Origin of the sequence: Enterococcus sp. DIV0703, assembly GCF_051711065.1 — a bacterium.
GTDB classification, from domain to species: domain Bacteria; phylum Bacillota; class Bacilli; order Lactobacillales; family Enterococcaceae; genus Enterococcus_B; species Enterococcus_B hirae.
Map to the genome: position 1 here is coordinate 2,071,389 of NZ_JBIOLX010000001.1, position 12,026 is coordinate 2,083,414.

Consider the following 12,026-nt stretch of genomic DNA (forward strand, 5'->3'; position numbering starts at 1 on the left):
TATCATCGTACTTATTTGATCGTCCTAAAATTATTTGTTTTTTAAGTTGTAGAAAGATTTCAAACCTTTGTATTCAGCAACTTCGCCTAATTGGTCTTCGATACGTAGTAATTGGTTGTATTTAGCAATACGGTCAGTACGTGATAGAGAACCAGTTTTGATTTGACCAGCGTTTGTTGCAACAGCAATATCAGAGATTGTTGAATCTTCTGTTTCACCTGAACGGTGAGAAACAACTGCTGTGTAGCCAGCTTCTTTAGCCATTTCGATTGCTTCAAAAGTTTCTGTCAAAGTACCGATTTGGTTAACTTTGATTAGGATTGAGTTAGCGATTCCTTTTTCAATACCTTCAGATAATTTTTGAGTGTTTGTTACGAACAAGTCGTCACCAACTAATTGAACTTTGTCGCCTAATACGTCAGTTAATTTCTTGAATCCGTCCCAGTCGTTTTCGTCTAATCCGTCTTCGATTGAGATGATTGGATATTTAGAAACTAATTCTTCGTAGAATTTGATCATTTCGTCAGTTGTTTTTTCGCCTTCGCCTGAATCAGCTAATACGTAAACACCTTTTTCTTTGTCGTAGAATTCTGAAGAAGCAGCATCCATAGCAAGAACAACGTCTTTACCAGGTACATAGCCAGCTTTTTCGATTGCTTCGATGATTACTTCAAAACCTTCTTCGTTTGAACCAAGGTTAGGAGCGAATCCACCTTCGTCACCAACAGAAGTAGCTAATCCACGAGATTTCAAGATTGCTGCTAATGCGTGGAATACTTCAGCACCCATACGTAGAGCTTCTTTGAATGTTGGAGCGCCAACAGGCATGATCATGAATTCTTGGAAGTCGATTGAGTTATCCGCATGTGATCCACCGTTGATGATGTTCATCATTGGAGTTGGTAAAACTTTTGTATTGAATCCGCCTAGGTAGTGGTATAAAGGTACTTCTAGGTAGTCAGCAGCTGCACGAGCAACAGCGATAGATACACCTAAAATTGCGTTCGCACCTAATTTACCTTTGTTAGGAGTTCCGTCTAAAGCGATCATAGCTTTATCGATTGCCATTTGGTCACGTACATCGTAGCCAATGATTGCTTCAGCAATGATGTTGTTTACGTTGTCAACAGCTTTAGTTACACCTTTACCGCCATAACGAGCTTTGTCTCCATCACGTAATTCAACGGCTTCGTATTCACCAGTTGAAGCACCTGAAGGAACCATTCCACGGCCAAAAGCTCCGCTTTCTGTGTATACTTCTACTTCGATTGTTGGGTTACCGCGTGAGTCTAAGATCTCGCGAGCGTAAACATCAGTAATAATTGACATGTTTTGTCTCTCCTTTGAGTTTGTTTTTTCCTAAGGGATTTCCCTCATATACGATTTTAGTTAATTTTAGGCGTTAGTGCAAACATTTCTTGCATTTTTCGCAAATTTTCACTAATTATTTTACAGCGTCTAATAATGCTAAGAATGAATCAGCTTGTAAGCTTGCGCCACCAACTAATGCTCCGTCAACATTTTCTTTCGCCATATATTCAGCAATGTTTTCTGGTTTTACAGAACCACCGTATTGGATACGTACTGCATCAGATACTTCTTTGCCGTATAATTTTTCAACTGTTTGACGTACAACGCCACAGATTTCGTCAGCAATTTGTGCATCAGCTGATTTACCAGTACCGATTGCCCAGATTGGTTCGTAAGCAATAACCATGTTGCTTACTTGGCCATCTGTTAATCCTTCAAGACCAGCAGTGATTTGTCCTTCGATCCATTCAGCTGTTTTTCCAGCTTCGTAAGTTTCTAAAGATTCACCACAGCAAAGAATTGGGATCATGCCGTTTGCAAAGATAGCTTTCGCTTTTTTGTTGATGTCTTCATCTGTTTCATGGAAGTATTCACGACGTTCTGAATGTCCGATGATCACATAGTCCACACCTAAGTCTGCTAAAGCAGCTGGTGAAGTTTCACCTGTGAATGCACCTGAGTTTTCCCAGTAGCAGTTTTGTGCTGAGATTTTTAATTCTGTTCCTTCAGCTGAAGCCATTAGTTCTTGTAAGAACAAAGCAGGTGATCCGATAACAGAATCAACTTTTTCATTTGAAGGGATGTTGTTTTTTACTGCTTCAGCAAATTCTTTTGCTTCAGATGCAGTTTTGTTCATTTTCCAGTTACCAGCGATAATTGGTTTACGCATGACAGTATGCACTCCTTTAAAATTATGAGTCGTGGAACTCTCCTCCACGTATAAAAAGAAAAAGCTGCTTTTTGGTTAAGTTTATTTGAGTTTGAATCAATTCACCGTTGCAAAAAGCAGCTGTCTTCATCTAAATCAGATACAACGAACGATGCTTATTTATCGTTGATTGCAGCTAAACCAGGTAGTTCTTTACCTTCTAGTAATTCTAAGCTTGCGCCGCCACCTGTTGAGATATGTGTGAATTTGTCAGCAAAACCTAATTGTTCTGCAGCAGCTGCTGAGTCACCACCACCGATGATTGTTGTTGCATCTTCAAGGTTAGCGATTGCTTCACAAACACCGATTGTACCTTTAGCAAAGTTACTCATTTCGAACACACCCATTGGTCCGTTCCAAACAACTGTTTTTGCACCTTGTAATGTATCAGCAAATAATTTCACTGATGCAGGGCCGATGTCTAAAGCCATCAATCCTTCAGGGATATCGCCTTCGATTACTTGTGTTTCAACATCGTTTGAGAACTCTGGAGCACAAACGTTATCGATTGGCAAGACTAATTTGTCGCCAGCTTTTTCGATCAATTCTTTTGCTAATTCAACTTTATCAGCTTCTACTAAAGAGTTACCGATTTTGATTCCTTTAGCTTCGTAGAATGTGTAAGTCATTCCGCCACCGATCAAGATTTTGTCTGCTTTAGGAATCAAGTTTTCGATTACACCGATTTTATCAGAAACTTTTGCACCACCTAAGATTGCGATCATAGGGCGTTTTGGTTCTTCAACGGCTTCACCGATAAATTTGATTTCTTTTTCCATCAAGAATCCAGCAACTGTTGGGATACCAGTTGAAGCAATTCCGACGTTTGAAGCATGCGCACGGTGAGCTGTACCGAAAGCATCATTGACAAATACATCACCTAATGAAGCCCAGTATTTACCTAGGTCTGCATCATTTTTGCTTTCTTTTTTGCCATCAATGTCTTCAAAACGAGTGTTTTCAAAAACAACCACGTCGCCATCTTTCATGCCATTGATTGCTGCTTCTAATTCTGCACCACGAGTTTCAGGAACGAAAGTTACTTCTTTTCCTAATAATTCGCCTAAACGTTTTGCAACTGGAGCTAAAGATTTACCTTCTTTATCTTCTTCCGTTTTTACACGTCCTAAGTGAGAGAAAAGAATTGCTTTTCCGCCTTGTTCTAATACGTAGTTGATTGTAGGTAATGCTGCTTTGATACGTGTGTCATCTGTGATCACGCCATCTTTCAAAGGAACATTAAAGTCAACACGGACAAGAACTTTTTTATCTTTTAAATCAATATCTTTCACTGTTTTCTTAGCCATTTTATTTCCTCCTAAATAAACTTACTATCAAAAAAAGCGGAAGAAGCGCGATTGCTTCCCCGCTTTTAAGTGTACATGCTTATAAATTACACTTGTACGTTTGGTCTATCTTATAAGTTAGCGAAGTATTCTAAAGTACGTACTAATTGTGCAGTGTAAGACATTTCGTTGTCATACCAAGCAACAGTTTTAACTAATTGTTTGTCGCCAACAGTCATTACTTTAGTTTGTGTAGCGTCAAATAATGAACCGAAAGTCATACCAACGATATCAGAAGAAACGATTTCGTCTGTGTTGTATCCGTAAGATTCGTTTGAAGCTTCTTTCATTGCTGCGTTGATTTCGTCAACAGTTACTTCTTTTTCAAGAACTGTAACTAATTCAGTTAATGAACCTGTTGGTACAGGAACACGTTGAGCAGCTCCGTCTAATTTACCGTTCAATTCAGGGATTACTAAACCGATAGCTTTAGCAGCACCTGTTGAGTTAGGAACGATGTTTGCAGCAGCAGCGCGTGCACGGCGGAAGTCACCTTTAGGATGAGGTCCGTCTAGAGTCATTTGGTCACCTGTGTAAGCGTGGATAGTTGTCATTAATCCTTCAACAACACCAAATTTGTCGTTTAATGTTTTAGCCATAGGAGCTAAACAGTTAGTAGTACATGAAGCACCTGAGATAACTGTTTCTTTACCAGTTAATGTTTCGTGGTTTGTGTTATAAACGATTGTTGGAACGTCATTTCCACCAGGAGCTGAGATAACAACACGTTTAGCACCAGCTGTTAAATGTTTTTCAGCAGCTGCTTTTGAAGTGAAGAAACCAGTACATTCTAGAACGATGTCAACACCTAGTTCGCCCCAAGGTAATTCTTCAGGGTTACGGTTAGCTAAAACTTTAACTTCTTTTCCGTTAACGTTGAATGAACCTTCGTGAACTTCAACTGTTCCGTTGAAACGTCCTTGAGTTGTGTCATATTTTAACAAGTGTGCTAACATTTTAGCATCTGTTAAGTCGTTGATTGCTACTACTTCGATTCCATCTACATCTTGGATACGACGGAATGCTAGACGTCCGATACGTCCAAAACCATTAATACCTACTTTAACTGTCATTTAAGATTTCCTCCTTATGAAAATCAAAAAAATATTTATTTTAAAGGGATACCCCTTTTAAAATCTCTTTTGCTGCAGCTTCATCAGTGATGAGCCACGTTTGTTTTGGTGCATTTTTCATATAGGCGCGAATCGCTTTTGCTTTTGACTTTCCCCCAGCAATCGCAAGAATGATGGGTACATTTGCCAAATCTTTCAATTCGATTCCGATGCGAGGAACTTTATATACGACTTCGCCATTTTCATTGAAAAAATAGCCGAAAGATTCCGCCACCGCATTCGCCTGTTTCAGCATGACTAATTCCTTTTCAGTCATTTTTCGACGTGCTGCCATATGGAGTGCGCGTCCAATACTATGAATAACACAATTTGCCTGACTAATCAAGTTTAACACTTCTTGAATAGAGGGTTCATTGAGCAAGGAATTGTACGTTGCTAAACTTAATTGTTCTGGAACATACAATGCACGATGATTTCCACTTGCTTTTGTAGCCATTCTAGCACTTACGGAATTTGCTTGTACAGTCACAGCCTCTCCGATACCACCACGAGCTGGCACAAATAGATTATGTCGCTGATTGTTTTCCAAATTTGTCAGTTGTTCAGCTACTACAGCCATCGTTGTTCCGCCCATTACAGCAATGATATTATTGCCCTCCGGTAGTAACAAATCTAAAGCTTCATTTAATGCTTCACCAAAAGCATCCGCCACTTTAGGCTGTTCTTCACTGTTTCCTGATACCACGATACAACGTTGATTCCCAAAATACTCAGCCAGTTTTTTTTCTGTCTGATGCATTCCTAAAAGTTGATCCATGAAGTTCTCAAGGCTTTGATAAACTTCTTCTCCTTTTTTGGTCAAAGTCATACCGCTTTTAGAGGTGTTGATCAAATCTAACTGTTTCAATAGATCTGTTTCTGTTCGTAATACGCGTTCTGTGATGCCCATACTCTCTGATAAACTACGACGACCTATTGGCTGCATCCAATAAATATTACGTAAAATTTTATATCTTTCCTGTAAAACCTCGATAATATCCGGTGCAACAGATTCAATCATTTTCAATTCATCAAGCATAGCGATCTCCTTAGTTGGACGATATTTGTCCAATGTAGACTCAAAACGACCCATGTACGATAAAAAAAGAAAAGCGACTTTCCTACTACTAAGTATTTAAAAGGAAAATCTCAACCTCACGAATGTAAGTCTAACAGTTTTACCCGTTTTTTTCAATAAAAAAAGACTAGAAAAAACTTTTCATTTTTTTCTAGTCGAGATTCACATTATCTATCATAACGTTTTCTTTTCGATGAACTTGGGATTCCCAGCAGGTCACGATATTTTGCAACCGTCCTTCTTGAAATCAATATTTCATCTTTTTTTAATAATTCTACGATCTTTTGATCAGAAAGTGGTTTGATTTTGTCTTCTTGATCTACAAGTTCTTGGATTTTCTTTTGTGCAGTATCAGCTGAGAGATCGGTCTCAGTATCTGTCCCACTTTGCTGTAGTCTAGTTGTAAAGAATTTCTTAAGCTCGAAAACCCCAAATTCAGTTTCCAGGTATTTTCCATTGACGGCACGGCTGACAGTGGATTCATGTACTTCCAACTCTTTTGCCACTTCTTTTAATGTCAGCGGTTTAATTGGTCGTTCTTTATTTGTGAAAAAGGCTTGTTGATGGGAAACAATGATTTGAGCCACCCGTAAAATCGTATCCCCACGTTGTAGAATCGTTTTTTTCAACCAGTCAAACTCTTGTTTCCGTTCTTTCAAATACGCTTGCGTTTCTTTGTCTGCTTTTTTTAGCATCTGATTAAAATAATGTTCCTGGAAACGAACGTCTGGTTGATTTCCTCGTCTAGAGAGGACAGACACTTTTTGGTCCTTATCAACCATCACTTTGACATCAGGGATGATATATAATTCACTGCTTCGATCAAAAATCCGTCCAGGGCTTGGGCTAAGTGTTTGGATGTAATCAAAGATTCGTTGTACTTCACTAAGTTCGATTGAAAAGCGTTGAGCGATCTCTTTCCATTTGCGATCAACCAGCAACTCAAAACACTCTTCCAAAACGATATACGCTAACTCTGGTGCAAAGTCATCTCTTTCCGTTTGTAACATCAAACACTCTTGTAAACTTCGTGCCCCCACACCTGCTGGTTCAAGTTGTTGGACCAGCGTCAGTGCATCAAGGATCTCAATCGAAGTTGCATTTGTTTGTTCTTGTGCCTCTTTTAAATCAATCGTCAAAAATCCATTTAAATCAATGTACTCGACTAAATAAAGAACTAACTGACGTAAGAAGGTCTGCCGATAGTTCAAATGGATCTGTTCGATCAATGATTCAAATAAGGAAACACTGGTATCGGGAATTTGATTTAAGTAGTTGGTTTCTTCATTATCATTGGCTGATCTGATCTTCTGATAGTCAGATTGCCATTCTGGTTCCACTACTTCTATCAATGGATTTTCTAATGCTTGATTTTCAACAAATGCCAAGAGCTCTTCACTGTTATATTGCAATACCTGGATGGACTGTTGCAGATGTTGTGTCATGGCTAATTTTTGTGTTTGCTGTTGTTTTTGTGAAAAGTTTTGTTGAAATTTCATTTTTTTGTCCATTCCCCTTGTAATTTTTTTTTAGTTTCGTTACAATTGTGTCTGTACTTGCGTCCTTAGTGTAGTGGATATCACGTAAGATTCCGGTTCTTGAGACGGGGGTTCGATTCCCTCAGGACGCGTCTATTGCTATCTTAGCATATTTGGGAATGTTTTGCTTTCTAAATTTAAAAGATAAAAAGCTGATCCGCATGTATGGATCAGCTTTTTTCGTTATTTTTTGTGTAAACTAAGTTTTACGAGCCACCCATATCTCTCCCATCACTTTTCTTTGACCATTCACTATTATTCAACAATGGTTAGCGATCGCTGTCCACTTCCTTACCCGCCTGCAAATCAAAAAGTGATTCGGTGTTCACTATAACTGTATTGGTAATGGCTCCCGGCATCCTTTGTAGTAAACCTTAGATCTAGCGCACTGTCTACACCACTCGTTGATCCGTTTTGCCATGAAGTCGTGCCTTGATTAAAGAAGTCACCATTCACGATATAATAGATACGATTGGCTTCTTCTAAGTTGACATAGACAGTTCCGGAAAAGGCTTTTGCCACTTCCTGGTCTTCTCTAACCAAATTTATTGCTATTATTCGTTTAATCGCTCTAAAATGACCACTTTCACTCGTTTCACAATAAAACCGCATCGTTGGCTTGTACGTCTTATTCACCGTCACAGTATGCGACAGTACTCGAAAGGTTGCTCTATTTCGAGTAACTGTGTGAACAATCTTGTCCGAAGATTCGAGTTTTTGCCTTGCTTTTGTTGATGAAAGCTGAAGATCGTTTGTGAGTTGCTCAATCATTTGATCATAAGTCATTACTTTGGAAAATGTTGCATGTGTTCCTACATTAGACTTGCTTGTAGTTGCCGCTATTTCTTGGGGATGAGAAACCAACAATAGAAGTATAGAGCTAACAAACAACGTCATGAGTATCTTTACTTTGTTCATACATCACCACTTTTCTTCAATTAAGAATAAAACGCTTACAATAAATAGTTTATTGGACGATCCATTGAGATTCAAGTCTATTTTTTCACTCTACTTTTTAATAAAGAGAAAGAACAAATCAATAAAGAGAAGGAGCAAGTTGGCAAACGGTGAAATTCAGTTAGCTAATTGATCGAATCTTTCTACCCAAACATTGATCAAAGCCTTACGTGTTCCTCATCTCCCCTGATCCAGCTTGCGGCAAACCATTCTTTGCAACCTTCTTCACACAAAAAGCCAATCAAAACATACGTAATGATTGGCTTTTTTCCGTCATCTATCGAAACAGCTTTTCAACTTAAGAAAAGACATTATGCTCCGTTTATTCACTTTTGATTCAAAAGATCATTTCTTGTTCTGAGGAAGTTCGTTCTTCCCCTTTCGCTAACTGTGTCACGATTGTTGCCATATTTTTATAGGATTGATTTAGTCCGATCCCACCTTTTTTTGGCATTTTAACGATGGGGATCACTTGCTGATATTTTGCTACAGCAGGATTTTCAACAGACATTGCAGCGGCAGCAGGAATGCCTTCTTTGTTAAAAGCTTCGACTAACCCGCCTGCCATCTCTCCAAAATTAGGATAATGCATAGCTGGTCCACATAATATCGCATCTGCTCCAAACTTTTTGGCGAATCCGATAAATTTTTGTTTGACTTCTTCTGGATGACTTGAATAATAACGATCACCGCAGTATAAAGTAGCAATAATCTCTGCCTTTTTTTCTTTAAACAATGGCGCTAATGTTTCTCCCGGTCCTAGAGCTGTTTTTTTTCCACCTGGAGGTAATTGTGCTTGTTCGTCACTTCCCATACCTGCGGTCACATGGTTGAGGATCAAAATGATTTTTTTCATGCTCCTACTCCTTTTTATAAGGTATCAAAATCAAAGTCATCAAAATTGATTTCTTCTGCTGTTGATTCTTCTGCCTCAAGCTCTTCTTTCAGATATTGATTGTCTAACACTTTGATGAATGGATAATAAACTGCCATTCCTAATAAAATAAGTAATCCCTGAAGGACAGAAGCTTGCCAACCACTGACTAAAAAGCCTGAAATGATCGGTGGCGTTGTCCATGGAAGTTGAATCCCATTGGTGTAAGCAACTAGCCCTAGGTCCATACAAAAATAAGCAATAATGATATTGATTGTCGGTACTAAAGCAAATGGGATCAAAATGATTGGATTTAATACGATCGGTAAACCAAAGATGATCGGTTCATTGATCCCGAAAATTCCCGGTACAAGCGATAATTGTGAAAGTTTTTTCACTCGCTGACTTTTACATACAAGAATCATAATCAAAATCAATGATAAGGTAGAACCGCCCCCACCAAATGTTGCAAACATATCTTGAAATTGACCTGTAATGATATTAGGAATTTCATGTCCGTCTTTAAACGCATTTAGATTTTCAATCGATAAAGCACGAAGAACTGGATTGAAAACTGCACCTACGACACTTGAACCGTTGATTCCGAAAAACCAGAAAAAATGTAAAAATAAGTACGCAATGATCATAGCACCTAAGGTATTCCCTAAACTTAACAATGGTGTTTGTAAGAATTTAAACAGGATTTCTTGTAAATTCCCATATGTGGTTAAACTCGCTACCCAATTCGCCACCATAAAGAACGTTAAGATGACGAAACTTGGAATCAATGCTTCAAACGATTTAACAACAGTAGGCGGCACGCCATCTGGCATTTTGATTGTCCACCCTGTACGAATCAAGGCAACGAACATACGAGTCGCTACTAAAGCAACTACCATCCCTAAAAATAAACCACTTGATCCCATCCAACGTAAAGGAAGACTTCCGACTTCAAATACTTCAGTCGAACCTTCTGGCGTAAATAATGTGGTAAAAGGCGTTACGATAAAGAATGAAACTAAAGAAATAATTGCCGCTTGCATCGCATCCACTTTAAATTGCTTTGCTAAACTATAACCGATGCCCCCAACTGCTAAAATCGTCATGATATCAAAACTGGCGGTAGCAGGCTTATTCAACATGACTGCCCAATTTTCCCCTAAAAATCCAGCCATCCATTCATTCCAATTTGGTATTGGAAAGTTGGTCAATACTAGAAACAATGACCCCACGATCAATAACGGTGTAGAAAGTAAAAAGCCATCTCGTATAGCAATCAAATATTTATTTTCTCCAACCGTTTTTGCCATTGGTGTCAAAACTTTTTCTAACCAATTCAAAAATTTTTGCATCTTTTTTCCCCCGATCTTTTTGTTGACTCCAACTGTTTCCGTTTACAAAAACTCATTTTCTACTTTCTTTGATCATTTTCAGGACATCTTTCATCGCACGTTCGCCATCCATCATGCCATATGCTTCTGTGGCAATTGTGCCTACAGGAATGCCTAACGGCTCAAACGTTTTTTTCATTTTGTCACTTAAATGACGAACTTGTGGTCCTAATAAGATGGCTACCGGTTTCTCTTGTTCAACTTTTTCCTCTGCATGGATTGCTGGGAACGCATGGATTTCTAGTGGCATCTGATGTTTTGTGACTACTTCCATCATTTTATTGACCATAATACTCGTTGACATACCTGCTTCACAGAATAAATAGATTTTTTTTGTTGCCATTTTTTTCTCCTCCTTATATATACATATGCTGATTATCAGCTAAATGACTTCGATACTGGGATCAAACTGGGGCTTTGATGCGTTTTTCATAAGCATCCAGCCATTCTTTGGTGATTGGTTCAATGATCGTTGTCTGATCAACTCCTGGATTAGCTAAGTAGATAGCTGGTTGCTCCTTTTCAGTTGCAACAGTAAACGTAAATTCGACATTGGTCGCAACTCCCCATTCACCTGCTTTATTCATAGCAACTAATGAAAAAGCACCTGCTTTGCCATACCGTTCTTTTAATAAATCAGTAAAAGAATACACAGCTTGATCACAGGCTTTTTGTGGAGTGACTCCTTCTCCCATCAAGCGAACAATTTCATAAGCTAGACAGCCTTTCATTAGATCTTCTCCTAGACCAGTTGCTGTCGCACCACCGATTTGACTGTCGACGTAAAAACCAGAACCTGATAAAGGGGAATCTCCCACACGACCTTGCTTTTTCATAAATAATCCAGAACTAGACGTTCCTGCAGCCATGCCAGTGTGTTGATCCAAAGAAACCACGCCCACCGTATCATGTCCGTCATAGGGGCTTAGATTCGTTTTCGCCACTTCTGCCACTCGTTTTTGCCAAATTTTTTTAGCTCTTGGCGTTAGCATGTTTTTCCGTTCGAATCCTGCTAGCATTGCATATTCAGTGGCTCCTTGTCCTACGCGAAAACTATTGAATTTTTCATTACTTAATTTTCTGGCAACTGATATTGGATTCGCAATATCTACGATCCCAGCCACTGCCCCAATTTTGAACGTATCCCCATCCATAAAAGCCGCATCCATTTCTACAATGCCTCGTTCGTTTGGCAAGCCACCATAGCCAACTGATTTATAAAATGGATAGTCTTCTACACATTTGATTGACGTTTCCACGGCATCTCCGCATGTTCCTTCCTGTTCTAATAATTCTTTTGCAGCTAACACACCATCATGTGCCATACGCCACGTTGCGATAATTCCCCACATGTTTACTCCTCCTATATATAGCGCTTACATCTATTTTATTTAGTATATACTATTATGTCTATACTAAAAAGAGACTTTTCTTAAAATCTAATTGATTTATAAGAGAAGTCTCTGATAATCTTTTTTTTAAAAAATATAT

The 12,026-nt window shown here is 38.8% G+C and carries 11 protein-coding genes and 1 tRNA gene; 1 reads left to right on the forward strand and 11 read right to left on the reverse strand.

What is annotated here, in order from left to right; all coding sequences use genetic code 11:
- Positions 1-30: 30 nt before the first annotated feature.
- The 6 genes from eno to rpoN form a co-directional block, all read right to left on the reverse strand.
- Positions 31-1,329, reverse strand: a complete 1,299-nt coding sequence (eno, locus tag IGK81_RS09485) for a phosphopyruvate hydratase (protein WP_010718611.1) — start codon at positions 1,327-1,329, stop codon at positions 31-33.
- Positions 1,330-1,444: 115 nt separating this feature from the next.
- A complete protein-coding gene (gene tpiA, locus IGK81_RS09490) occupies positions 1,445-2,200 on the reverse strand; it encodes a triose-phosphate isomerase (protein ID WP_010718612.1) in 756 nt (251 codons plus the stop codon).
- A 155-nt stretch (positions 2,201-2,355) separates the two neighbouring features.
- A complete protein-coding gene (locus IGK81_RS09495) occupies positions 2,356-3,546 on the reverse strand; it encodes a phosphoglycerate kinase (protein WP_010718613.1) in 1,191 nt (396 codons plus the stop codon).
- Between the two features lie 110 nt (positions 3,547-3,656).
- Positions 3,657-4,658 carry a type I glyceraldehyde-3-phosphate dehydrogenase gene (gene gap / locus IGK81_RS09500; RefSeq protein WP_010718614.1) on the reverse strand — a complete coding sequence of 334 codons (1,002 nt, stop codon included), beginning with the start codon at positions 4,656-4,658 and terminating at the stop codon, positions 3,657-3,659.
- A 40-nt stretch (positions 4,659-4,698) separates the two neighbouring features.
- Complete coding sequence (locus tag IGK81_RS09505; protein WP_172595671.1) at positions 4,699-5,790, reverse strand: sugar-binding transcriptional regulator; 1,092 nt, start codon at positions 5,788-5,790, stop codon at positions 4,699-4,701.
- 152 nt (positions 5,791-5,942) lie between these two features.
- A complete protein-coding gene (gene rpoN / locus IGK81_RS09510; protein ID WP_034699130.1) occupies positions 5,943-7,274 on the reverse strand; it encodes an RNA polymerase factor sigma-54 in 1,332 nt (443 codons plus the stop codon).
- Positions 7,275-7,333: 59 nt separating this feature from the next.
- On the opposite strand from rpoN, the gene IGK81_RS09515 reads away from it, so the two are divergent.
- Positions 7,334-7,405, forward strand: a tRNA-Arg gene (locus IGK81_RS09515).
- A 214-nt stretch (positions 7,406-7,619) separates the two neighbouring features.
- Here IGK81_RS09515 and IGK81_RS09520 read toward each other — a convergent pair.
- The 5 genes from IGK81_RS09520 to IGK81_RS09540 form a co-directional block, all read right to left on the reverse strand.
- Entirely contained in the window at positions 7,620-8,231 is a 612-nt protein-coding gene (locus IGK81_RS09520; RefSeq protein ID WP_034699127.1) for a hypothetical protein, read from the reverse strand.
- 376 nt (positions 8,232-8,607) lie between these two features.
- A complete protein-coding gene (locus IGK81_RS09525) occupies positions 8,608-9,126 on the reverse strand; it encodes a GrdB-related putative oxidoreductase (RefSeq protein WP_010718618.1) in 519 nt (172 codons plus the stop codon).
- Positions 9,127-9,140: 14 nt separating this feature from the next.
- Positions 9,141-10,496 carry a PTS cellobiose transporter subunit IIC gene (gene celB, locus IGK81_RS09530; RefSeq protein ID WP_010738000.1) on the reverse strand — a complete coding sequence of 452 codons (1,356 nt, stop codon included), beginning with the start codon at positions 10,494-10,496 and terminating at the stop codon, positions 9,141-9,143.
- Between the two features lie 52 nt (positions 10,497-10,548).
- A complete protein-coding gene (locus IGK81_RS09535) occupies positions 10,549-10,878 on the reverse strand; it encodes a PTS sugar transporter subunit IIB (protein ID WP_010718620.1) in 330 nt (109 codons plus the stop codon).
- A 61-nt stretch (positions 10,879-10,939) separates the two neighbouring features.
- Positions 10,940-11,887, reverse strand: a complete 948-nt coding sequence (locus IGK81_RS09540) for a N(4)-(beta-N-acetylglucosaminyl)-L-asparaginase (protein WP_034699124.1) — start codon at positions 11,885-11,887, stop codon at positions 10,940-10,942.
- Positions 11,888-12,026 lie beyond the last annotated feature (139 nt).

Bases quoted from the DNA above. Each gene is read 5' to 3' on its own strand.
- IGK81_RS09540 (WP_034699124.1), bottom strand. From the start codon at position 11,887: ATGTGGGGAATTATCGCAACGTGGCGTATGGCACATGATGGTGTGTTA.
- eno (WP_010718611.1), bottom strand. From the start codon at position 1,329: ATGTCAATTATTACTGATGTTTACGCTCGCGAGATCTTAGACTCACGC.
- celB (WP_010738000.1), bottom strand. From the start codon at position 10,496: ATGCAAAAATTTTTGAATTGGTTAGAAAAAGTTTTGACACCAATGGCA.
- IGK81_RS09505 (WP_172595671.1), bottom strand. From the start codon at position 5,790: ATGGGTCGTTTTGAGTCTACATTGGACAAATATCGTCCAACTAAGGAG.
- tpiA (WP_010718612.1), bottom strand. From the start codon at position 2,200: ATGCGTAAACCAATTATCGCTGGTAACTGGAAAATGAACAAAACTGCA.
- IGK81_RS09525 (WP_010718618.1), bottom strand. From the start codon at position 9,126: ATGAAAAAAATCATTTTGATCCTCAACCATGTGACCGCAGGTATGGGA.
- gap (WP_010718614.1), bottom strand. From the start codon at position 4,658: ATGACAGTTAAAGTAGGTATTAATGGTTTTGGACGTATCGGACGTCTA.
- IGK81_RS09535 (WP_010718620.1), bottom strand. From the start codon at position 10,878: ATGGCAACAAAAAAAATCTATTTATTCTGTGAAGCAGGTATGTCAACG.
- IGK81_RS09520 (WP_034699127.1), bottom strand. From the start codon at position 8,231: ATGAACAAAGTAAAGATACTCATGACGTTGTTTGTTAGCTCTATACTT.
- rpoN (WP_034699130.1), bottom strand. From the start codon at position 7,274: ATGAAATTTCAACAAAACTTTTCACAAAAACAACAGCAAACACAAAAA.
- IGK81_RS09495 (WP_010718613.1), bottom strand. From the start codon at position 3,546: ATGGCTAAGAAAACAGTGAAAGATATTGATTTAAAAGATAAAAAAGTT.